At 65.2% G+C, this 21,486-nt stretch carries 22 protein-coding genes; 8 read left to right on the forward strand and 14 right to left on the reverse strand.

The window, feature by feature from the left end:
* On the forward strand, positions 1–161 hold a 161-nt coding region (locus AC1DNF_RS33390), incomplete at its 5' end, for a hypothetical protein (RefSeq protein WP_478152980.1).
* Between the two features lie 80 nt (positions 162–241).
* Here the strand turns inward: AC1DNF_RS33390 and AC1DNF_RS33395 are convergent.
* Positions 242–796, reverse strand: coding sequence for a C40 family peptidase (locus tag AC1DNF_RS33395; protein ID WP_478152955.1), 555 nt, complete (start codon positions 794–796; stop codon positions 242–244).
* Between the two features lie 226 nt (positions 797–1,022).
* On the opposite strand from AC1DNF_RS33395, the gene AC1DNF_RS33400 reads away from it, so the two are divergent.
* From AC1DNF_RS33400 to AC1DNF_RS33410, 3 genes are all read left to right on the forward strand, one after another.
* Positions 1,023–2,159 (forward strand): PQQ-dependent sugar dehydrogenase, encoded by a 1,137-nt coding sequence (locus tag AC1DNF_RS33400; RefSeq protein ID WP_478152981.1) that lies wholly within the window; start codon positions 1,023–1,025, stop codon positions 2,157–2,159.
* Positions 2,160–2,297: 138 nt separating this feature from the next.
* Positions 2,298–2,765, forward strand: a complete 468-nt coding sequence (locus AC1DNF_RS33405; RefSeq protein ID WP_478152956.1) for a bacteriohemerythrin — start codon at positions 2,298–2,300, stop codon at positions 2,763–2,765.
* A 109-nt stretch (positions 2,766–2,874) separates the two neighbouring features.
* Positions 2,875–3,474: an isochorismatase family protein gene (locus tag AC1DNF_RS33410; protein ID WP_478152957.1), complete on the forward strand. Its 600-nt coding sequence runs from the start codon at positions 2,875–2,877 to the stop codon at positions 3,472–3,474.
* Here the strand turns inward: AC1DNF_RS33410 and pgm are convergent.
* The 13 genes from pgm to AC1DNF_RS33475 form a co-directional block, all read right to left on the reverse strand.
* A complete protein-coding gene (gene pgm / locus AC1DNF_RS33415) occupies positions 3,471–5,126 on the reverse strand; it encodes a phosphoglucomutase (alpha-D-glucose-1,6-bisphosphate-dependent) (protein WP_478152958.1) in 1,656 nt (551 codons plus the stop codon). The two genes, AC1DNF_RS33410 and pgm, sit on opposite strands and share 4 nt — an antisense overlap.
* 34 nt (positions 5,127–5,160) lie before the next feature.
* Positions 5,161–5,571 carry a phasin family protein gene (locus AC1DNF_RS33420; protein WP_478152959.1) on the reverse strand — a complete coding sequence of 137 codons (411 nt, stop codon included), beginning with the start codon at positions 5,569–5,571 and terminating at the stop codon, positions 5,161–5,163.
* 162 nt (positions 5,572–5,733) lie between these two features.
* Entirely contained in the window at positions 5,734–7,977 is a 2,244-nt protein-coding gene (locus tag AC1DNF_RS33425) for a xanthine dehydrogenase family protein molybdopterin-binding subunit (RefSeq protein WP_478152960.1), read from the reverse strand.
* Between the two features lie 13 nt (positions 7,978–7,990).
* Positions 7,991–8,464, reverse strand: a complete 474-nt coding sequence (locus AC1DNF_RS33430; RefSeq protein WP_478152961.1) for a (2Fe-2S)-binding protein — start codon at positions 8,462–8,464, stop codon at positions 7,991–7,993.
* 69 nt (positions 8,465–8,533) lie between these two features.
* Positions 8,534–9,106, reverse strand: coding sequence for a TetR/AcrR family transcriptional regulator (locus AC1DNF_RS33435; RefSeq protein ID WP_478152962.1), 573 nt, complete (start codon positions 9,104–9,106; stop codon positions 8,534–8,536).
* Positions 9,107–9,214: 108 nt separating this feature from the next.
* A complete protein-coding gene (locus AC1DNF_RS33440; RefSeq protein ID WP_478152963.1) occupies positions 9,215–9,469 on the reverse strand; it encodes a hypothetical protein in 255 nt (84 codons plus the stop codon).
* 94 nt (positions 9,470–9,563) lie between these two features.
* Positions 9,564–10,379, reverse strand: a complete 816-nt coding sequence (locus AC1DNF_RS33445; RefSeq protein ID WP_478152964.1) for a phytanoyl-CoA dioxygenase family protein — start codon at positions 10,377–10,379, stop codon at positions 9,564–9,566.
* A 20-nt stretch (positions 10,380–10,399) separates the two neighbouring features.
* A complete protein-coding gene (locus AC1DNF_RS33450) occupies positions 10,400–11,470 on the reverse strand; it encodes an ABC transporter ATP-binding protein (protein ID WP_478152965.1) in 1,071 nt (356 codons plus the stop codon).
* Between the two features lie 20 nt (positions 11,471–11,490).
* Positions 11,491–12,342: a carbohydrate ABC transporter permease gene (locus tag AC1DNF_RS33455; RefSeq protein ID WP_478152966.1), complete on the reverse strand. Its 852-nt coding sequence runs from the start codon at positions 12,340–12,342 to the stop codon at positions 11,491–11,493.
* A complete protein-coding gene (locus AC1DNF_RS33460) occupies positions 12,339–13,202 on the reverse strand; it encodes a carbohydrate ABC transporter permease (RefSeq protein WP_478152967.1) in 864 nt (287 codons plus the stop codon). The genes AC1DNF_RS33455 and AC1DNF_RS33460 overlap by 4 nt, the downstream gene beginning before the upstream one ends.
* A gap of 128 nt (positions 13,203–13,330) precedes the next feature.
* Positions 13,331–14,707: an ABC transporter substrate-binding protein gene (locus tag AC1DNF_RS33465; RefSeq protein WP_478152968.1), complete on the reverse strand. Its 1,377-nt coding sequence runs from the start codon at positions 14,705–14,707 to the stop codon at positions 13,331–13,333.
* 72 nt (positions 14,708–14,779) lie between these two features.
* Entirely contained in the window at positions 14,780–15,544 is a 765-nt protein-coding gene (locus AC1DNF_RS33470; protein ID WP_478152970.1) for a FadR/GntR family transcriptional regulator, read from the reverse strand.
* A 7-nt stretch (positions 15,545–15,551) separates the two neighbouring features.
* Positions 15,552–16,532, reverse strand: coding sequence for a 2-hydroxyacid dehydrogenase (locus AC1DNF_RS33475; protein WP_478152972.1), 981 nt, complete (start codon positions 16,530–16,532; stop codon positions 15,552–15,554).
* A 317-nt stretch (positions 16,533–16,849) separates the two neighbouring features.
* On the opposite strand from AC1DNF_RS33475, the gene speB reads away from it, so the two are divergent.
* The 4 genes from speB to AC1DNF_RS33495 all read left to right on the forward strand — a co-directional run.
* On the forward strand, positions 16,850–17,797 hold the full coding sequence (speB, locus tag AC1DNF_RS33480) for an agmatinase (protein ID WP_478152983.1): 948 nt from the start codon (positions 16,850–16,852) through the stop codon (positions 17,795–17,797).
* A gap of 119 nt (positions 17,798–17,916) precedes the next feature.
* Positions 17,917–18,105 (forward strand): hypothetical protein, encoded by a 189-nt coding sequence (locus AC1DNF_RS33485; RefSeq protein ID WP_478152974.1) that lies wholly within the window; start codon positions 17,917–17,919, stop codon positions 18,103–18,105.
* Positions 18,106–18,275: 170 nt separating this feature from the next.
* Positions 18,276–21,146 carry a 2-oxoglutarate dehydrogenase E1 component gene (locus AC1DNF_RS33490; protein ID WP_478152976.1) on the forward strand — a complete coding sequence of 957 codons (2,871 nt, stop codon included), beginning with the start codon at positions 18,276–18,278 and terminating at the stop codon, positions 21,144–21,146.
* Positions 21,147–21,197: 51 nt separating this feature from the next.
* The coding region (locus tag AC1DNF_RS33495; RefSeq protein ID WP_478152978.1) for a biotin/lipoyl-containing protein at positions 21,198–21,486 on the forward strand (289 nt) is incomplete at its 3' end.

Raw genomic sequence — 21,486 nt, forward strand, 5'->3', positions numbered from 1 at the left:
GCGACATGATCGGAGAAATCGCGCTGGCAATCGAGATGGGTGCCGATGCCTTCGACATCGGCAAGACGATCCACCCGCATCCGACCCTGGGCGAGAGCATCGGCCTCGCGGCGGAAGCCGCGCACGGCAGCTGCACGGACCTGCCACCGGTGAAGCGCTAGTTCCTCGTGGCGGCCAGATGCCGCTACCCCCATGAAAAATCCCGCCGACTGGCGGGATTTTTCATGGGGCAGGGTGCGACTCAATCGCCCGTGGTGCCCGAGACTTCGCCCTGCGCGGCCGGCACGCGGCGCGCGCCGCTGAAGCGCCGCTGCCAGTAGCTCACGCTCATGTCTTCGACGCGGACCTCTGCGCCGGGCTTGGGGGAATGGATGAACTTGCCGTCGCCGACGTAGATGCCGACATGGCTGAACGCGCGGCGCATGGTGTTGAAGAACACGAGGTCGCCGGGCTTGAGCTCACTGCGATCGATCTTCTGCGTGGCGGCCGCTTGCTCTTCGGCGCGGCGTGGAAGCACGTGGCCGACCGTCTTGTCGTACATCGCACGCACGAAGCCGCTGCAGTCGAAGCCGGTTTCGGCGTTGTTGCCGCCACGGCGATAGGGCACGCCGAGAAAACCGATGGCAGTGACCACGAGGTTGGAAGTTCGATCGACGACTGTCTGTCGGACCTGCTGGAACTGGCCGATCAAACTCTTGTCGGCAACTGGCGGACGGTCAGTGTCCTGATCCACCTGCGGCGCGGCATGCGCGGCGATAGCGAGCAGGAGGCAGACGGGAAGGAGAAATAGTCGCATGGCGCGTAGGATATGGACGACACCGTGCGGTGTCAATTTCATGCGGACTCGCGATTTTGCCTGTAAGTCCTTGTCGCGCCTAGTATTTTTTTGTTTCCTTATTCGTGAATATGTAAAGTTCAATGTTATGGCGGATAAGCGGTTCGCCAAATGTAGAACGAAAGGTTTTGAATCGAGCTTGCAAGTGGCGGCGGGTAAAACAATCGTCAGAGTTGAAAGGAAGTGCATGAAGTTGCTCTCCAACACAAGACGGCGTGGCGTGCTGGCCTTGACAGGCCTGTTGCTGGGTGCGTTTGGGGCCGTCGGATTCGCATCGGCCGCTCCGCGTCCTCAAGTCGTCGCGTCGGGGCTCGAGAATCCATGGGGCGTGGGCTTTCTGCCTGGCGGGGCATTTCTGGTCACAGAACGTCCCGGCCGCCTTCGCATCGTCAGCGCGGACGGCAAGCTCAGCGCCCCCTTGGAGGGATTGCCCGCCATCGCGGCGGGAGGACAGGGCGGACTGCTGGACGTGCTGGTGGATTCGGATTTCGAACGCAGCCGCGCCTTCTATTTCTGCTATTCAGAACCTGAAGCAGGCGGCCCAGGCAATGGCACGGCGCTTGCGCGCGCCCGCTTGTCGGGCGACAGCAGCCGCCTCGAAGGCGTGAAGGTCATCTTCCGCCAGCGCCCCAAGGTCGTCAGCCGCAATCATTTCGGCTGCCGGATCGTCGAAGCCAGGGACGGCAATCTCTTTCTCACGCTCGGCGAGCGCTTCAGCCGCAAGGAGGATGCGCAGAAGCTCGACAACCATCTGGGCAAGATCGTCCGCATCGGGAAGGATGGCGAGATCCCCACGGACAACCCCTTCGTCGGGCGGGCGGGCGCGCTGCCAGAGATCTGGAGCTACGGCCACCGCAACGGCCAAGGCGCGACGCTCGCCCCCGATGGGCAGCTCTGGATGACGGAACACGGCCCGCAAGGCGGTGACGAGATCAATATCCCGCTGCCCCGCCGCAACTACGGTTGGCCCGTCATCACGTACGGCGAGAACTACGGCGGGGGAAAGATCGGGGACGGCATCACGCACAAGGAGGGAATGGAGCAGCCCCTGCACTATTGGGTGCCTTCGATCGCGCCTTCCGGCATGGCTTTCCTGTCCAGCGATCGCTACGGCGCCGCCTGGAAGGGCAATCTTTTCGTCGGTTCGCTGAAGTTCGGCTATCTCGACCGCATCGAACTCAGGGACGGCAAGGTCGTGGCCGAGCACAAGCTGCTGGAAGAGGGCCGCGCGCGGATCCGTGACGTCAAGCAAGGGCCTGACGGACTGCTCTACATCCTGACGGATGAGTCCGATGGAAAGCTGATCAGGCTGCTGCCCGACTGAGCGCTCGCCGTCTTGACGGGCCGGATGCGAAAGGCGCGTCGATATCGGCGCGGCCTGCGCAATGGTTGCGTCATGTCAAATCATCCGGCATCGACCATGGATAGCCTTGTCCTTGTCTTCTTCCAGCAAGGAAATCAGATGGCCGCCATGCAAGCCCCCAACTCCGCCACCCTCGAATTGCCGTTCATGGACGAGGCCCATCGACATTTCGTGGACCGACTGGGCCTGGTGGACAAGGCCGACGATGCCGCGCTGGCCGCGGCCTGGCAGGAACTGGTGGAATGCGCCGCCGAGAACTTCGGTTGCCAGGACCGGTGGATGAAGTCGACCGGCTACTCCCTGCAGAAGGATCACACCATCCAGCACCGCGTCGTTCTCTCGGTTATGCGAGAAGGTTTGTTGCAGGCGCGCGAAGGCAAGCTTCTCCAGGTGCGTGAGATGGCTCACCAGTTGAGAGGCTGGTATCTCAAGCATGTCCAGTCGATGGATGCCGCGCTGGCGCTCCACCTGCTTAGCTCGGGCTTCGATCCTTCCAGCGAGGCGCTCGGTGCTGTATCGACCGCCGCGAAATCCACCGGAACGGCCGCAAGTCTGGCGTTCCATTGACTTCCCGCCCCGGCGGGCGAATCGGGCGCGGCGGCGGCCCAATCCACTCCATGCGATCTGTTCGGTGGTACGGTCTAGCCCCTGCCGAATTCCCGAAAGACGCTCACCCATGCTGCTAGACGCATCGCAATCCCAATTGGTTCTGGTCGACTACCAGGCGCGCCTGATGCCCGCGATCCTGGAGGCCGACGCCGTCTCGAAGAACGCCGTTCGCCTCGGCAAGATCGCCCAACTGGTGAATGTTCCGATCTGGGGCACCGAGCAGAACCCGTCCAAGCTGGGCGAGAACCTGCCCGAGATCCGGGCCCTGTGCCAGCGCACGCTGGCCAAGATGCACTTCAGCGGGGCAGAAGAAGGTCTCGGCGAATGGTTGCGGGCACCGGCCAAGGCGCCCCAGGGCAACGCCCGAAGCCTGCCGAAGCACTTGCAGAAGGCCGCCGCCGTCGAAGAGCGCAACACCATCGTGATGGCCGGCTGTGAAGCGCATGTGTGCCTGTTGCAGACAGCGCTCGACCTGCTCGAGGACGAATTCGAAGTGTGGGTCGTGACCGACGCCTGCAGTTCGCGGACCGAACGCAACCGCGACGCGGCTTTCGACCGGCTGGCGGGCGCCGGCGCCGAACTCGTCACCACCGAAATGGTCGGCTTCGAGTGGCTGCGCACGGCGGAGCACCCGGCCTTCAGGGATTTCCAGGCGCTGATCCGCTAGGCAATCGCCCGATCGACGATGGCCTGCGCTTCGGCCAGGATGCGTTGCAGGTGGGCCGCGCCGCTGAAGCTCTCGCCGTAGATCTTGTAGATGTCTTCGGTGCCCGAGGGGCGCGCGGCAAACCAGCCGCTTTGCGTGCTCACCTTGATACCGCCGATCGGCGCGCCGTTGCCGGGTGCCTTGTCGAGGATGCTCGTGATCGGCTCCCCGGCGAGTTGACTCGCCTGGATATGCTGGGGGGACAGGGCCCCGAGCTTCTTCTTCTGCTGCGGGGTCGCCGCCGCCTCGACGCGGTCTGCCACCGGTTCGCCGAACTCGCGTGCAAGTCCCGCGTACAGCTCGCCCGGATCGCGCCCGCCGCGCGCCGTCATCTCGGCCGCCAGCAGCGCCGGCACGATGCCGTCCTTGTCGGTGGTCCAGGCGCGGCCGTCACGGCGCAGGAAGGTCGCACCCGCGCTTTCCTCGCCGGCGAAACCGAGCGAGCCGTCCTGCAGACCGCTGGCGAACCACTTGAAGCCGACCGGAACTTCGTACAGTCGCCGGCCCAGGCGCGCGCTGACGAGGTCGATCAGCCGCGTGCTGACCACCGTCTTGCCCACCGCCACCTTGGCGCCCCACTGGGGCCGGTGCTGGAACAGGTCGTCGATCATGACCGACAGATAGTGGTTCGGCGGCAGCAAGCCGGCCTGCGGAGTGACGATGCCATGGCGGTCGTGGTCAGTGTCGCAGGCGAAGGCGATGTCGAACCGGTCCTTGATGTCGAGCAGCCGCTGCATCGCATAAGGCGATGACGGATCCATCCGGATGCGGCCGTCCCAGTCCACCGTCATGAAGCCGAAGGTGGGGTCGACCGCCTCGTTGACGGTGCTGAGGTCGAGACGGTAGCGCTCCGCGATGCGCGGCCAGTAGCGCACGCCGGCGCCGCCGAGTGGGTCCACGCCGATGCGCAGCCCCGCCCCGCGGATCGCATCCATGTCGATGATGTCGCCGAGTTCTGCGACATAGGCCCCCAGGTAGTCGTGCCGATGCGTCGTCGATGCCCGCAGCGCCTGAGAATGGCTCAGGCGTTTCACGCCGGCCAGCTTGTTCTCGAGCAAGGCGTTGGCGGTCTGTTCGATCCACCCGGTCACGCCCTGGTCGGCCGGTCCGCCATTGGGCGGGTTGTACTTGAAGCCGCCGCTGTCGGGCGGATTGTGCGAAGGCGTCACGACGATGCCGTCGGCCAGCCCCGGGGAATGGTCGGCGCGTCCGCGGTTGTGCACCAGGATCGCGCGGGAGATCGCCGGCGTGGGCGTGTACTCGTCGCCCTCGGCGAGCATCACTTCTACGCCGTTGCCGGCCAGCACCTCAAGCGCGCTCGCGCAGGCGGGCTCGGACAGCGCGTGCGTGTCGATGCCGAGGAACAGGGGCCCGTCGATGCCTTGGAGCGAGCGGTACTGGCAGATGGCCTGGGTGATCGCCAGCACGTGCGCTTCATTGAAAGAGAGCTCGAATGACGACCCCCGGTGCCCGGAGGTGCCGAAGGCGACGCGCTGAGCCGCGACGCCGGGGTCGGGAACGCCCGTGTAATAGGCGGTGACGAGCCTCGGGATGTCCACGAGGATGGTCGCGGGCGCCGGTTTGCCGGCGAGGGGATGGATGCGGCTGCTCATGCGGTCGGATTGTCATGCGCAACGGCGACCCGCGCTACTTGGGCTGCATCAGCTTCTTCATTTCTTCCATGCTCTGCGTGGCCCGTTCCGTGATGCCGGCCATGGCGTCCACCTGCGACTGGCGGGCCATCTCCGCGAGGTCCGTCATGTCGGCGATCGCCTTCTGGTAGGCGCCGCGCACCAGTTCTGCCTGCTTGGCGGGATCGGATGCGCTGGCGACCAGTCCCTTCGCCGACTCCTGGATCCCCTGCATGGCCTGCGTCATGATCTCGCTCTGCTTGCGCGCCAAGGCCTGCATGGCCTCGTAGGCCGCCTTGTTGGCTTCGACCAGCGCCTCCATGTCCTTGCGCCGCGACTCGATGATCGCCCCCATGTCGAGCCCCGGGACGGTGAACTGCTGCATCATCTTCGTCAGATCGCCGAACGGATTGCTTTCGTTTGCCATCGTTGTCTCCTGGTGGTTTGGGTAGGGGCTGGCAGGCCGCTGCGCCCATCATGGGCGCAGCGGCGAGCGAACGCGTCAGAATTTACCCGCGCGCGGCGCAAACAATAGCTTGACGGGCCGGCCGCGCCAAGCGATCAGCGGGCCGGTCTCCTGCGAGTGCCGTCAGGCCAGCTTGAACGGCAGTTCGCGCAAGGGCTTGCCGGTGAGCGTCGCCACCGCATTCGCGAACGCTGGCGCGAGAGGCGGCAGGCCCGGCTCGCCCATGCCGGTCGGCGCATCGGCGCTGGGCACCGTGTGCACGGCGATTTGCGGCATGGCCGTGATGCGAGGCACGGCGAAATCGCCGAAGTTGCCCTGCTCCACCGCACCGTCCTTCAGCGTGATGGCCGCGCCTGGCAGGCACATCGACAGGCCCATCAGCGCGGCGCCCTGGACCTGCGCTTCCAGGCTGCGCGGGTTCACCACGAGGTTGCAATGCACGCCGGCCGTCACGCTGTGCAATGTTGGCGTGCCGTCCTGCACCGAGGCCTCGACGACGTAGGCGACCACCGAGTTGAACGACTCGTGCACAGCCACGCCCCAGGCCCGGCCCGCGGGCAGCGTCTTCTTGCCATAGCCGGACTTGTCGACCGCCAGCTGCAGCGCGAGCTTGTGGCGCGGATGATCGTCGCCGATCAGCTTCATGCGATAGGCCACAGGGTCCTGCTTCGTGGCGCGGGCGACCTCGTCGACCAGCGTCTCCATCACGAAGGCGGTGTGCGTCGAGCCCACGCTGCGCCACCAGAGCACCGGCACGTTGACCTTGGGGTGGTGCACCGTGAGCCGCATCGGAATCGCGTACGGTTCGCGCATGCCTTCGGTGGCCGTGCCGTCGATGCCGTCCTTGACCATCATCGATTCGAACGCCGTGCCGGCCATGATGGACTGGCCGACGATCACGTGGTCCCACGCCGCGATCTTGCCTTGCGCGTCGAAGCCGATCTTCGCGGTGTGCACATGCATGGGCCGGTAGTAGCCACCCTTGATGTCATCCTCGCGGCTCCATAGCGTGCGGATCGGCGCGGTGATGCCGGCCGACTGCGCCGCCTTCACGACGGCGCAGGCCTCGACCACGTAGTCGCTGCTCGGAATTCCACGCCGGCCGAAGCCGCCGCCGGCCATCTGCACATTCATCGTGACGTTCTGCGGCGGCACGCCCAGCACTTTGGATGCGGCCAGGCCGTCGAAGCCCGGCATCTGCGAACCCAGCCACAGCTCGGCCTTGTCACCGGTGACGCGGACGGTGCAGTTGAGCGGCTCCATCGGCGCGTGCGCCAGGTAGGGGAACACGAACTCCGCGTCGATCTTGTTCGTGGCATTCGCCAGGCCGGACACATCGGCGTCGAACTTGCGCGGACCCGGCTTCGTCGCCAGTTCGCGGTACTGCGCCAGCTGCTTCACGCTGTCGACTTTCTCGACGCCGCTCGTGTCCCATTCGAGCTTGAGCGCATCGCGGCCCTGCTTGGCGGGCCAGTAGCCATCGGCGATCACGGTCACGCCTTCACCGCCGCGATCGAGCGGAACGCGCAGCACGGCCTTCACGCCCTTCACGGCCTTCGCCGCGCTGTCGTCGAGCGACTTCAGCTTCGCGGCGAACACCGGTGGATGCGCAACCACCGCGGTCAGCATGCCGGGCAGGCGGACGTCGATGCCGTAATCCTGATGTCCGCTGGATTTGGCCTTCGCGTCCAGCCGGCCGGTGGCCTTGCCTATCAGGCGAAACTCCTTCGGGTCCTTCAGCCTGACCGACTCGGGCACCGGCAGTTTCATCGCGGCCTCGGCCAGTTCGCCGTAGCTCAGCTGCTTGCCGCCGGGGCCGGTGACGACCCCGTCCCGGGTGCGCAGGCCGGACGCATCGGTCTTCCACCGCGCCGCGGCGGCGCTGACCAGCATCGCCCGGGTGCGGGCGCCGAGCTCGCGGTACTGCGTGTACGAATGCGCGATCGAGCCCGAGCCGCCGGTGATCTGCATGCCGAAGACCGGGTCGACATAGGCCGGGTCGTTGCCGCCGTGCGCGCTCTTGACCTTGGACCAGTCGGCGTCGAGTTCTTCCGCCAGGATCATCGGCAGAGACGTTTGCACGCCCTGGCCGAAGTCGAGCCGGTTGATCGTGATGGTGGTGGTGCCGTCCTTGTCGATGTGGACGAAGGCCGACGGCTGCTGCAGCGGCTTCAGGCCGGCATGCTTGGTGTCGTCCTGCTGCGCCATCGCGCCGAGCGGAAACGCGCCGAGCGCGAAGCCGCTGATCGCCGTCAGCTTCAGGAAGCTGCGCCGCGGCAGGCCCTCGGACGCGGCGACACCGCGCTCCGGTGCCAACAGCCCTCGCAGGTTCGCGGGCAGCTCGAAAGTGGTCTGATCGAAATGCATGATGTCTTGTCCTTCAGGCGAGCGTCTTGGCGGCATCGCCGATCGCGGCACGGATGCGCGCATAGGTGCCACAGCGGCAGATGTTGCCGGCCATGGCCGAGTCGATCTCGGCGTCGGTGGGCAGCTTGCCGCGCGGGACGGTCTTCAGGAATGCGGTGGCCGACATGATCTGGCCGCTCTGGCAGTAACCGCATTGCGCCACGTCATGCTTGACCCAGGCCTCGTGCACCGCCTTGCCGACCTTGTCGCCGCCGCCGGTGACGGCCTCGATCGTCGTGATTTTCTGTCCCGCCGCGGCGGAGATCGGCGTCACGCACGAACGGATGGCCTGGCCGTTGAGGTGCACCGTGCAGGCGCCGCACAAGGCCGCGCCGCAACCGAACTTCGTGCCCGTCATGCCGAGCGTATCGCGCAGCGCCCAGAGAATGGGGGTGGACGGGTCGACATCGACCTGACGTTCCTGCCCGTTGATGTTGAGCGTGCTCATTGCGAGTTCCTTTTGGTGAACATTGATTCGGTTAAACGATAGCCCTGTCGATGGATCCGGTCAAGCCGGTCAGGCCTTGATGCCGTCCCAGCACAGGCCGAATGCCATCGCCAGATGGGCATCGGTGTGTGTCAAGGCGCCGGACCGCAGCATGTTCGCGGTCTCGCGCACCGAGCCGCCGAAGCTGTTGATCAGCATGGGTGTCGGTACGTCCTTGAGGATTTGTCGAGCCTTCGCTGTTTCGATCAGATCGACCCAGTCCTTGATGAGGCGGGCCGACAGGTTGCGGCTGGCCTCGCTGAACCATGGCGAGTTGTAGTACTGCTCGAGGAACACCACCTGGGCATAGTGGGTCAGGCGGTGCTCCAGCCAGTTCGACCACATCCGCTGAAAGCGGCTGCGAAAGGGCGCCGCAGGGTCGTCGCCCTGCATCAGGCTGGCCGCGGTTTCGGTCTTGGCCTGCTCGTAGAGCGCGACCAGCAGTTCTTCCTTCGACTTGAAGTAGACGTACAGCGTGCCGGTGGCCAGGCCTGCTTCGCGCGCGATGGCGGCCATGGTGAGACCACTCAGGCCGGTCTGCTCGACCAGCGTGAATGTCGCCTTGGCAATGGCGCGGAGCTTTTCGTCGTCTTTGGGCTTCACCGCCGCATCATAGACGAACATATATTCATGAAGAGCGGCCCTGCCTCTTCATGAGGGGCTCCGACCTGAGGGACAACCCAGTCCCTCAGATCGGCGCTCGAACCGAACTCAGGCGATGCCTTCGTGACGATCCGCCGCGGCGTAGAGGTCGTCGGCAAATCCGCGGTCCGAAGCGTCGTACTTCCACGCAATCGCCCGGAGGGCCTCGGCCTCTGCCTTGCGCGACACCGGGACGGCGGCTGCCACTGGCAGGGGACTTGCTACGAAGAAGCTGGAGGCCAGGGTTCGAACGTACGAAGCCAAGCCTGAACCCTGGGCGCGCGAATTGAGATAGCCGTCCAGCGCGAGATCGTTTGAAACCAAGATGCTCTCCTAGGTGAATGCGCATGTGATTCACGCGCCGGTGCCCATTATAGGGTTTACCCTAGGTCCGCGTTGGCGGCCAACGGTTGGCAGCTTATCTCGGCGTTTGGCTGCGGTGCCCGATCTCGAAGTCGTTGCGCCCGCTGCGGTCGATGCCGCGAAGCAGCCACAAGGGCCGCTGCGCGAAATTGACCGCCAGGCCGGTCTTGCCCTCGGCCGGCCTCAGATCACGCTCGAACACCGAAGTCGCCGGCATGTAGCGCAGCGCTACGCCGGTGCGGCGTCGTGTCGACGTATTGGCCTTGGCGCCGTGGATCATATAGACGTCGTGCAGCGACATCTGGCCCGGCCGCAACTCCAGATCCACCGCACTGGCCTCGTCGAAGCTGCCCGCCTCCATGCGCTGGTTCAGCGTGAGGTCGGTGCGGTCTTCGTGGAGGTGGGGATGCAGCACCCGGTCGCGATGCGAGCGCGGAATCACGCGCAGGCAGCCGTTCTCGATGGAAGACTCCTCGAGCGCCACCCAGACGGTGCAGGTGGCCAGCGGCCGGATCGGCCAGTAGTGGCCGTCCTGGTGCCATGGCGTTTCGTAGCCTTCGGCCGCCGGCTTGCAGAACACATGGCAGCCCCACAGGATCACGTCCTCCCCGATCACGCCGGACACGAGTTCCACGATGTCGGGGTCCATCGCCAGTTCCAGAAACAGCCGGTTGCCGCGCACGCCTTCGCCGTTGTCGCCCTCGATGTGGGCGGAAACCAGCTTCTCGGGGCGCACGCCCGGGTTCGCGCGGATCAACGCATCGAGCGCCTCGCGCATTCGCGCCACCCGCGTGGGGGGCAGGCTGAACTGCGGCACCACGTAGCCCTCGGCGTGGTACTGCGCGATCTCAGGGTCCGAGAGGCGGGCCATCGTGATGACGCCGGAACGCTTCAGCCGAGGCGGACGCCGCTGCCGCTGTCGAACACATGGGACTTGGCCGGGTCGATCGCGAGATGCACCGTGTCGTTCGGCCCCACATCCGCACGGCCGTGGATCACGACGATCAGCTTCTCCGGCCCCACCTGCAAAAGCAGCTCGGTTTCGGCGCCGGTCGGCTCCACGACCACCACCTGCGCCGCGATGCCCTGCGCGCTCGTCGACAGCACGAGATCGGTCGGCCGGATACCGTAGTGCACGGACTGTCCGTCGACGACGCGGGCATCGCGCGAAAGCGGCCACTGCGCGCCTTGCGCATCCACCCATTGCCGGCCATCGGCCTGACGCACCGTGCCGGCCACGATGTTCATCGACGGCGAGCCGATGAACTGGGCAACGAACAGGTTGCCCGGGCGGTCGAACAACTCGAGGGGCGTGCCGATCTGCTCGATGATGCCGTCGTGCATCACCACGATGCGATCCGCCATGGTCATGGCCTCGATCTGGTCGTGCGTCACATAGACGGTGGTTGTCTTCAGCCGCTGGTGCAGTGCCTTGATCTCGGCGCGCATGGCCACCCGCAGCTTGGCGTCGAGGTTCGACAGCGGTTCGTCGAACAGGAACACCTTGGGGTCGCGCACGATGGCGCGGCCCATCGCCACGCGCTGGCGCTGCCCGCCCGAGAGTTCGCGCGGATAGCGCTCGAGCAGATGATCGAGATTGAGGATTTTCGCCGCTTTCGCCAGGCGCTCCGCCGTCACGGCCTTGTCGGCATTGCGCAGACGCATGCTGAAGGCCATGTTCTCGCCGACCGTCATGTGCGGGTAGAGCGCGTAGCTCTGGAACACCATGGCGATGTCGCGGTCCTTCGATTCGAGGTCGTTGACCACCCGGCCGTCGATCAGGATTTCGCCGCCGCTGATGTCCTCCAGGCCCGCAAGCATGCGCAGCAGCGTGGATTTGCCGCAGCCCGAGGGGCCCACCAGAACGACGAACTCGCCGTCGGCAATGTCGAAGCCCAGGCCTCGCAGGATCTCGACCTTGCCGAAGGACTTTCGGATATTGCGGAAAGTGACTGAAGCCATGTGTTTCTCCTCCTCGGGTGTCAGCTCTTCACGGCGCCGGCCGTGAGGCCGCCGACCATGTAGCGTTTGAAGGTGTAATAGATCGCCGCCGGCGGCAGCGCGTAGATGAGGCCCGTCGTCATCAGCAGCTCCCATGGCGAATCGTCCGCCGAGAGGAAGTTGCCGAGCGCCACCGCCAGCGTCACGCTCGTGTCCTTGGACAGCAGCAGGAAGGCGAAGAGGTATTCGTTCCACGCCAGCAGCAGCGCATAGGTGCCGACGGCGACCAGCGAGGGCACCATCAGCGGCAGGTACACCATGCGAAACAATTGGATCGGCGAGGCGCCATCCATGCGTGCCGCCTCGTCGAGTTCATAGGGCAGCTTGTCGGAGGCCTGCTTGAGCACCCAGATGCAGTAGGGCGAGGCGATGGTCACCATCGCCAGGATCAGCGACCACTGGCTGTTGAGCAGCCCGTAGTTGCCCATCGTCTTGTACATGGGCACTGCCAGGAAGGCTGCCGGAATGAAGTAGGTAAACAAGGCCAGGTTCATCACCGTGCGCCCGCCCGGCACGCGCAGGCGGCTGATCGCGAAGGCTGCCGTGGTGGCGACGAACAGCGTCAGCGCGCCGACCGAGACCGCGATGAGCAGCGAGTTGCCGAGCTGGCGCCAGAAGTGGTTGAGATAGAAGTGCTTTTCCTGGAAGACGATCGCGAAGTTCTGCAGCGTCGGGTGCGTGGGCCACAGGTGGCCCGAGGTTGCCGAGTCCCTGGGTGAGATGGCGAACAGCACCATGTGGTAGATCGGGAACAGGGTCCACAGTGTCACCGGGATTCCGATGAGCAGCAGCTTGGCCTCGGTGGCGACGGCCTTGGGCGTCCAGCGCTTCATTTGGAGAGCCTCTTCATCATGAAGTAAACAAGCGGAAGGACCAGCGGCATGGCGACCACGATCGAAGCCATCGACAGGTCGACCTGGTCGAGGCGCAGATAGCGGATACCCAATGTGGCCAGAACGTGCGTCAGGTCGGCCGGGCCACCGCCGGTCAGCAGGTAGACGCTGTTGAAGTCGCCCAGCGTCCAGATCATCGACAGGATGGTGGAGGTCAGGTAGAGCGTCTTGAGTGCCGGCCAGCTGATGAAGCGGAACTTCTGCCAGGAGGTGGCGCCGTCGACCGAGGCGGCCTCGTACTGTTCGCTCGGGATGGCCAGCCGGCCGGCCACGAGGATCAGCGTCCAGAAGGGCAGGGACTTCCAGACGTGCATCAGCATCGCGAAGGTCAGCGCGAGCGTGGGGTCGTTGAGCCAGTTCGGCCCGTCCGCGCCCGTCAGGCGGAAGATGGTGGTGTTGATCACGCCCCATTCGGGGTTCAGCATGAAGCGGACCGAAAGAATGGTCGGGATCGAGGGCATCGCCCAGGGCAGGATGAACAGCGCCGAGACGATCTTGATCCACCAGCGGGTCTGCACGAAGAAGCCCGAGAGCACCAACGCGACGCCCATCTTGATATTGATGGCCACCACCAGGAACACCAGTGTGTTGATGACGGAACGGAAGAAGATCGGATCCTCGACCAGGTGCACATAGCTCTGCGGGTGCCGCGCCAGCCAGAGGCCGTAGCAGACCGGATATAGAACGAACACCAGAAAGAACAGCAGATAGGGCACGACCATCAGTCGGCCCCAGAACTGCCACCGGTCCTTGCGCTGGAGCCGTGGCGCTTCGGCCACGGCGGTTGTAATGCTGCTCATGCGATCCCCTTGTGGTCAGCGGTTCAAACCCAGAAACACCGCGGAACCGGCTGCGCCGGCCCGCAGGTGTTGCCCCCGGAAGGGGGAAGACGTAGCGACACGAAGTGCGCGCAGTCCGGGGGCAAGCCTTATTTGGCGACGACCTTGATGCGCTCGATCATCTCGTCGACCGCCTTGTCCACCGGCACCTTGTCGGTGACGACACGGCTCATCGCCTTGGCCCAGACGTTCTCGTTGTTGAGGATGGTGAACTTGTAGTTCTTGGTGAACTCGAAGGTCACGGTCCCGGCGGCGTACTGGTTGAACACCGACAGCCGATGCGGATCAGCCTTCCAGAAGGGGCGTGCCTGTGCTTCCTTCGTCACCGGGAACCAGCGGCCGAGCGCGCCTTCCACATAAGGCGTGAGGTTCTCTTCCTGCAGCAGGAAGGAGACGAATTCCTTCGCCCGCGCCTTGTTCTTCGCGTCCTTGAAGACCACGCCGGTCTTCACGGCGGTGCGGTAGACCATCTTGCTGCCGTCGGGCTTGTTCGGGAAGCCGGCCGTGCGGATGCGCTCGGTGTAGTTCTTCTTGGCTTCTTCGCGCTGCTCGGGCGTGAGCGTCGCGTTGTCCATGTCGTCGAGCCACTTGGCGGCGATGGAGATCGTCGCGTTGTGCGTCATCACGGTCGTCTTGTTGTGGAAGGCGACGTTGTTGTCCGGATCCTTCCAGCTTGTCGACGAAGGAGGCGTGCAGCCCTTGGTGTAAGGCGCGGTGTAGTCGGTGAGCGCGCTCACCAGGCCTGCCTTGACCTTCGGGTCGTCGACCAGCAGCTTGCCGTTGTCGTCGACCAGCTTGACGTTGTAGGCGTCCATGAAGGTCAGGAACGAGTAGAACGAGTCGCTCGAGTCCACGCCCATCGGCATGCCGATGCCGAAGGTGCGCTTGCCCGTCTTCTGGCGGCTGGCCGGCTGGACCTTGTCGCACCAGAACGACCAGTAGTCCTTCCATCCGGTCGGGATGTCCGACTCCTTGAAGCCCGCGTCGTTCAGCATGTCGATCCAGTATTCGATGTGCATCGTCTGCTGCTTGATCGGGAACGCGTAGTAGGCCTTGGCCTTGGTCTTGTCGTCGTAGAGGTACGTGGTCTCGACCGTGTTGGGCGCGAAGCGTGCCTTGATCGGGGTGATCACGCTGCTCAGGTCTTCGAGCTTGTCTTCGTAGGCCCACTTGCCGGTGACTTGGAAGTCGTACACGTCGGCGTAGGCGACGTCGGGCGGACTGCCCGAATCGAGCGCGGACACGGTCTTCGGAATCATGTCCTGGATCGGGTACTGCGACAGGTCGATCTTGACGTCCTTGTGCAGTGCTTCGTATTTCTTGATCGCGGCGAAGAGCGCGTCGTCCTCGGCCTTGTAGAAGCCCTTGACCCACCAGACGGTGAGTTTTTCCTCCGCGGACGCGTGGCCGGCGGCTACCAGTCCCAGCGCCATCAGCGTCGGGGCGATGAGCGATTTGATTTTCATGTTGCGTTGTCTCCTTGTTGTGAAAGCGTGAATGCCAGGTGGGGGAAACGAAAACTGCGTCTTGGTGCTGCCTCAGCTCGTCCTGGGCCGAGCGCGCGCTGTCTTGAGTCGTGCGCCCGTGCGGTTCGGACGCGCAGGCTGCTTGCGCGAGCCAAGCACCGTCTCGATATCGGAACGCGCGCCGTCGATCAGCTTGATGATGGCGCGCTCGGCTCTCGCGGGCTCGTGCGCCTTGACCGCATCGAGCACCGCGCGGTGCATGGGCAGCGACAGCGCGGGGCCGTCGCTGAGCGAGGTCGAAATCTCGAAGCTGGTGCGAAGCAATGCGTCCAGCGCCTTGCTCATCTGGGTCAGCATCCGGTTGCCCGCGGCGCGCAACAGCGCGTGGTGAAAGCGCAGGTCGTTCGTCACGTAGTCGCCGCCGTTCTCGATGGCGTCCTTCATGCCGGCGTACGCGGCCTCGATCTCGGCGATGTCGGCAAGGCCGGCCCGCTCGGCGGCGAGCCGCACCGCGGCAGGCTCCACCACGCGCCGCAGGTCTTGCAGATCGCGCAGGAATTCCGGCGTCAGGCCCACGCGTGCCTGCCATGTGATGACGTCCGGGTCGAACCAGTTCCAGGCGTCCTGCGGCAGCACCCGGCTGCCGACCTTGGGGCCCGTGACGATCATTCCCTTGGCCGCAAGGGCCTTGATCGCTTCGCGCACGACGGTGCGGCTGATGCCGAGCTGCTCGCCCAGAACGGGCTCCGGGGGAATGATGCCGCCTTCGCTGTAGCGACCGGAAACGATGGCCTCGCCCAGCAGGTCGACCGTGTGGCCATGGGCGTTCCTGATCATCGCGTCTTCAGGAAACGACCGGCGTCAGCAGGGGCCGGCCCGCGAAATGCGCGCGCAGGTTGTCGAAGGTCAGCTGGCCCATGGCCTCGCGCGTCTGCCGGGTCGCACTGCCGATGTGCGGCGTGAGCACCACGTTGGGCATGGCGCGCAACTCGGCGGGCACATCGGGCTCGTTGACGAAGACGTCGAGCGCGGCGCCTGCAATCACGCCGGCCTGCAGTGCGGCGATCAACGCCGGCTGGTCGACCACGCTGCCGCGCGCCACATTGACGAGGTAGCCCTGAGGTCCGAGCGCCTGCAGCACCTTCGCATCGATCATGCCCCGCGTGGCCGCCCCACCCGGCGTGATGACCACCAGGAAATCGACCTCGGTCGCGAGCGCGGCCGCATCGGGGTAGTAGGTGTAGGGGAGCGCCGGGCGTGGCGAACGCGCGGTGTAGGAGATCTCCATGCGAAACGCGAGCGCGCGGTGCGCGATGGCCTGACCGATGCGGCCCATGCCGACGATGCCCAGGCGCGCTCCGGTGAGCTTGCGACCCAACGCCATCGGGCCCTGGGGCCAGAGGCCTTCGCGCACGAAGCGATCGGCTTGCGGAATGCCGCGCGCAATCGACAACAGCAAGCCCAATGCGAGATCGGCTACGTCGTCGTTGAGCACCTCGGGCGTATTGGTCACGGGAATGCCCCGCTCGTGCGCGGCCGCAACGTCGACACCGTCGTAGCCGACGCCGAACACCGAAATCACCTCGAGCGCGGGAAGGCGATCGATCAGCTCGCGCGGCACCTTGGCCTCGCCATTGGCGACGACAGCGCGAATGCGCGGGGCCACCGCGGCGAAGGCGGCGGGGTCGCTCACATGGACGCGATCGTGCACCGTGTACGCGCCACGCAGGGCTTCCATCAGGAAGGGCATCAAGGGCGCGACGACAAGCACCTCCGTCGCGCCGGTCGTGCTCCCATTCGAGCCATCTGGATTCGAGGCCTGCATGCTTGTCTCTCGCTCCTGCATTCTTGTTTTGCGATCCGGCGGACCGGGCTTCGCGGCAATCATATGATGATTGAAAGCGCCAGCCCGGCAGGAAAAACCCTCACACCGGCACAAAGCTCGCGCCTTGCTGCATCACCTGAACAGACCCATGAGGCGAGGGGCCTGGCAGCATAGTGAGGGCGGGGCACGGGGGAGGGAATAGATCTAAGCCCTGATGCTGAGATTATTTGCCGCGTGCGCGATACGCGAGCTTCTATGATTTGTTCATCCGCTACTCGATGAAGCACGCCGTGAACCCGTCGGACCCTCCCTCTCCCCTGCGTTTCAACCAGCCCCTGAGCGGCGACGCAGTGCCGCGCTTCGCGGGCATCGCGACGATGATGCGCCTGCCCTTCCAGGAGACGTCCGTGGGCCTCGACGCCTGCTTCGTGGGCGTTCCCTTCGACCTCGGAACCTCCAACCGCTCGGGCGCGCGCTTCGGGCCGCGACAGGTGCGCAGCGAATCGGTGCTGCTTCGCCCCTATAACATGGCGACGCGCGCCGCGCCCTTCGATTCGCTGCAGGTGGCGGACATCGGTGACGTTGCGACCAACGCGTACAACATCATGGATTCGATCGAGCGCATCGCCATGGCGTACGATGCAATCATCGCCAATGGCTGCCGGCCGATCACCATCGGCGGCGACCACACCATCGCGCTGCCGATCCTGCGGGCCATGCACAAGCGCCACGGGCCGATCGGCGTCGTGCACGTGGACGCCCATGCGGATGTGAACGACACCATGGGCGGAGAGAAGATCGCCCACGGCACGCCTTTTCGCCGGGCGGTGGAGGAGGGCCTGCTCGACTGCAATCGCGTGGTGCAGATCGGCCTGCGCGGCACCGGCTATCACGCCGACGATTTCGACTGGTGCCGCGCGCAGGGATTCCGGGTGGTGCAGGCCGAGGAGTGCTGGCACCGCAGCCTGGTGCCCCTGATGCAGGAGGTTGTCGCCCGCGTCGGCAACGGGCCGGTCTACCTCAGCTTCGACATCGACGGGCTGGACCCCGCCTTCGCGCCCGGCACCGGCACGCCCGAGATCGGCGGCCTGAGCGTGCATCAGGGTATGGAGATCATCCGTGGCCTGCGCGGCCTGGACCTGGTCGGCGCGGACCTGGTCGAAATCTCGCCGCCCTACGACCCGCACGGCACGACCGCACTGGTGGGAGCGAACCTGGCCTTCGAGATGCTGTGCGTGCTGCCCGGGGTCGTCTATCGCAACTGACGCGCGTCCCCGTGCCGCAGCGCGGGCAGATGTCGACGCCGGGCAGGTACACCTCCTTGTCCTTGTTGGAGGGGATCAGCCTGAGCTTGACGTCCGGATGCGCGCTCAGGAATTCGCCGATGTGGCGGGTCAGCAGGCGCGAAGTCAGCCCGACCGGCGCGGAGACGATCAGGTCGCCCACCATCACTGATTCGCCGAGCGAGGCGGCGGCGGTTGCGATCATCTGGAACGCGGCGCGCACGGGCGGCAGCAAGGCGTCGCCATGCGAGGTGAGTTTGAGCCGCGTCTTGTGCCGGGTGAAGAGCTGAACACCCAGGTGTTATTCGGCCGAATGCCGTCACATAGTTGACGTGGCACAATGTCAAGGTACTAGGCCCTTCCCCAGCCACAGTCGCATCCGCCAATCGGTTCAGCCGTGTCGCGGAAGGTTTCTTAAACCAGCTAATGCTTCCCTCAGGGAAGCCAAGGTCAGCGGAATATGAGCGATTCCTCATCGGTCTACAGCGCCTATCAAGGCAACACGTACCTCTTCGGCGGCAATGCCCCGTATGTCGAGGAGATGTACGAGAACTATCTTTCCAATCCCGGCAGCGTGCCCGACAACTGGCGCTCGTATTTCGACGCGCTCCAGCACGTGCCCGCGACCGACGGCAGCAATACCAAGGACGTTCCGCACCTGCCGGTCGTCAACGCCTTCGCCGAGCGCGCCAAGCAAGGCACCACGAAAGTGGTACAGGCCAGCGGCGCCGATTCCGAACTCGGCCGCAAGCGCACGGCGGTCCAGCAACTGATCGCGGCCTACCGCAACGTCGGCGCCCGCTGGGCCGACCTCGATCCGCTCAAGCGCGCCGAGCGCCCGCCGATTCCGGAACTCGAGCCCTCGTTCTACGGCTTCACCGATGCCGACCTCGAGACGGTGTTCAACACCAGCAACACCTTTTTCGGCAAGGACACGATGTCCTTGCGCGACCTGCTCAACGCGCTGCGCGAAACCTACTGCGGCACCATCGGCGCCGAGTACATGTACATCAGCGACCAGGGCCAGAAGCGCTGGTGGCAGCAGAAGTTCGAGAGCGCGCGGACCAATCCGCAGCTCAACGCCGACCAGAAGAAGCACGTGCTCGAGCGCCTCACGGCCGCCGAAGGCCTGGAGCGCTTCCTGCACACCAAGTACGTCGGCCAGAAGCGCTTCTCGCTCGAAGGCGGCGAAAGCTTCATCGTCTCGATGGACGAGCTCATCAGCCAGGCCGGCATCAAGGGCGTGCAGGAAATCGTGATCGGCATGGCCCACCGCGGCCGGCTCAACGTGCTGGTCAATTCGCTCGGCAAGCTGCCGGCCGATCTGTTCGCCGAGTTCGATCACACCGCGCCGGAAGACCTGCCCAGCGGCGACGTCAAGTACCACCAGGGCTTCAGCTCGGACGTGACCACGCCCGGCGGCCCGGTGCACCTGAGCCTCGCCTTCAATCCTTCGCATCTCGAAATCGTGAATCCGGTGGTCGAGGGTTCCGTGCGCGCGCGCATGGATCGCCGCGACGATCCGCAGGGCAAGCAGGTGCTGCCGGTGCTGGTGCATGGCGATGCCGCCTTCGCGGGCCAGGGCGTGGTCATGGAGACGCTGGCGCTGGCCGAGACCCGCGGCTACTTCACGGGCGGCACGGTCCACATCGTGATCAACAACCAGATCGGCTTCACCACCAGCGACCCGCGCGACAGCCGCTCGACGCTGTACTGCACCGACATCGTGAAGATGATCGATGCGCCGGTGCTGCACGTGAACGGCGACGACCCCGAGGCCGTGGTGCTCGCCACGCAACTCGCGCTGGATTTCCGCATGGAATTCCAGAAGGACGTGGTGGTCGACATCATCTGCTTCCGCAAGCTCGGCCACAACGAGCAGGACACGCCCGCGCTCACGCAGCCGCTGATGTACAAGAAGATCGCGGCGCACCCCGGCACGCGCAAGCTCTACGCCGACAAGCTGGCCGCGCAAGGCCTGGGCGAGACGCTCGGCGACGACATGGTCAAGGCGCAGCGCGCGGCCTTCGATGCGGGCAAGAACACCTCGGACCCGGTGCTGACCAACTTCAAGAGCAAGTACGCGGTCGACTGGAACCCCTTCCTCAACAAGAAGTGGACCGACGCCGGCGACACGGCGATTCCCTCCGCGGAGTGGAAGCGCCTGGCCGAACGCATCACCAAGGCGCCGGAGAAATTCACGGTGCACCCGCTGGTCAAGAAGGTTCTGGACGACCGCGCGGCGATGGGCCGGGGCGACGTCAACGTCGACTGGGGCATGGGCGAGCACATGGCCTTCGCCTCGCTGGTGGCCAGCGGCTACCCCGTGCGCCTGTCGGGCGAAGACAGCGGCCGCGGCACCTTCACGCACCGGCATGCGGTCCTGCACGACCAGAACCGCGAGAAGTTCGACGAAGGCACCTATGTGCCGCTGCAGAACGTGGCCGACAACCAGGCGCCGTTCGTCGTCATCGACTCCATCCTGTCGGAAGAAGCGGTGCTCGCGTTCGAATATGGCTACGCCTCGAACGACCCGAACACACTCGTGATCTGGGAAGCCCAGTTCGGCGACTTTGTGAACGGCGCGCAGGTCGTGATCGATCAGTTCATCGCCTCGGGCGAGGTCAAGTGGGGTCGGGTCAACGGCATCACGCTGATGCTGCCGCACGGCTACGAGGGCCAGGGCCCGGAGCACAGCTCGGCGCGCCTGGAGCGCTTCATGCAGCTGGCGGCCGACGCCAACATGCAGATCGTGCAGCCCACGACGGCGAGCCAGATCTTCCACGTGCTGCGCCGCCAGATGGTGCGCAATCTGCGCAAGCCGCTGGTCATCATGACGCCCAAGTCGCTGCTTCGGAACAAGGATGCGACCTCACCGCTGTCCGAGTTCACCAAGGGCAGCTTCCAGACCGTCATTCCAGACCACAAGGAACTGAAGGCCGACAAGGTCAAGCGCCTCGTGGCCTGTTCCGGCAAGGTCTACTACGACCTCGCGAAGAAGCGCGAGGAAAAGGGCCTGGACGACGTGGCGATCATCCGCGTCGAGCAGCTCTACCCATTCCCGCACAAGGCCTTCGGTGCGGAACTCAAGAAGTACCCGAATCTCGTCGACGTGGTGTGGTGCCAGGACGAACCGCAGAACCAGGGCGCCTGGTTCTTCGTTCAGCACTACATCCACGAGAACATGCACGAGGGGCAGAAGCTCGGCTACTCGGGCCGCGCCGCCTCGGCATCGCCCGCCGTGGGCTATTCGCACCTGCATCAGGAACAGCAAAAGGCGCTGGTCGACGGCGCCTTCGCCAAGCTCAAAGGCTTCGTGCTGACCAAGTAGAACAAGACCCGATCATCTCCACAAGAAACACGAAGCCGGAGCCTCTAGAAAATGTCCATCGTTGAAGTCAAAGTCCCCCAACTGTCCGAATCCGTGGCCGAAGCCACCATGCTGCAGTGGAAGAAGAAAGCCGGCGACGCCATCGCCGTCGATGAAACCCTGATCGAAATCGAGACCGACAAGGTCGTGCTGGAAGTGCCCGCACCCTCGGCCGGCGTGCTGGTCGAGATCGTGGTGCCCGATGGCGCCACCGTCGTCGCCGACCAGGTGATCGCGCGGATCGATACCACAGCGAAGGCAGGCGCCGCCGCGCCCGCTGCCGCACCGGCCGCTCCGGCGG

Source organism: Variovorax sp. 01T432 (assembly GCF_056398605.1).

What these genes read in the sequence shown, in the direction of transcription:
- AC1DNF_RS33445 (WP_478152964.1), bottom strand. Translation starts at nt 10,379, where the DNA reads ATGGCCCGCCTCTCGGACCCTGAGATCGCGCAGTACCACGCCGAGGGC.
- AC1DNF_RS33405 (WP_478152956.1), top strand. Translation starts at nt 2,298, where the DNA reads ATGGCCGCCATGCAAGCCCCCAACTCCGCCACCCTCGAATTGCCGTTC.
- AC1DNF_RS33425 (WP_478152960.1), bottom strand. Translation starts at nt 7,977, where the DNA reads ATGCATTTCGATCAGACCACTTTCGAGCTGCCCGCGAACCTGCGAGGG.
- AC1DNF_RS33450 (WP_478152965.1), bottom strand. Translation starts at nt 11,470, where the DNA reads ATGGCTTCAGTCACTTTCCGCAATATCCGAAAGTCCTTCGGCAAGGTC.
- AC1DNF_RS33485 (WP_478152974.1), top strand. Translation starts at nt 17,917, where the DNA reads ATGTGGCGGGTCAGCAGGCGCGAAGTCAGCCCGACCGGCGCGGAGACG.
- AC1DNF_RS33490 (WP_478152976.1), top strand. Translation starts at nt 18,276, where the DNA reads ATGAGCGATTCCTCATCGGTCTACAGCGCCTATCAAGGCAACACGTAC.
- AC1DNF_RS33410 (WP_478152957.1), top strand. Translation starts at nt 2,875, where the DNA reads ATGCTGCTAGACGCATCGCAATCCCAATTGGTTCTGGTCGACTACCAG.
- AC1DNF_RS33420 (WP_478152959.1), bottom strand. Translation starts at nt 5,571, where the DNA reads ATGGCAAACGAAAGCAATCCGTTCGGCGATCTGACGAAGATGATGCAG.
- pgm (WP_478152958.1), bottom strand. Translation starts at nt 5,126, where the DNA reads ATGAGCAGCCGCATCCATCCCCTCGCCGGCAAACCGGCGCCCGCGACC.
- AC1DNF_RS33465 (WP_478152968.1), bottom strand. Translation starts at nt 14,707, where the DNA reads ATGAAAATCAAATCGCTCATCGCCCCGACGCTGATGGCGCTGGGACTG.
- AC1DNF_RS33430 (WP_478152961.1), bottom strand. Translation starts at nt 8,464, where the DNA reads ATGAGCACGCTCAACATCAACGGGCAGGAACGTCAGGTCGATGTCGAC.
- AC1DNF_RS33470 (WP_478152970.1), bottom strand. Translation starts at nt 15,544, where the DNA reads ATGATCAGGAACGCCCATGGCCACACGGTCGACCTGCTGGGCGAGGCC.
- AC1DNF_RS33460 (WP_478152967.1), bottom strand. Translation starts at nt 13,202, where the DNA reads ATGAGCAGCATTACAACCGCCGTGGCCGAAGCGCCACGGCTCCAGCGC.
- AC1DNF_RS33395 (WP_478152955.1), bottom strand. Translation starts at nt 796, where the DNA reads ATGCGACTATTTCTCCTTCCCGTCTGCCTCCTGCTCGCTATCGCCGCG.
- AC1DNF_RS33400 (WP_478152981.1), top strand. Translation starts at nt 1,023, where the DNA reads ATGAAGTTGCTCTCCAACACAAGACGGCGTGGCGTGCTGGCCTTGACA.
- AC1DNF_RS33455 (WP_478152966.1), bottom strand. Translation starts at nt 12,342, where the DNA reads ATGAAGCGCTGGACGCCCAAGGCCGTCGCCACCGAGGCCAAGCTGCTG.
- AC1DNF_RS33475 (WP_478152972.1), bottom strand. Translation starts at nt 16,532, where the DNA reads ATGCAGGCCTCGAATCCAGATGGCTCGAATGGGAGCACGACCGGCGCG.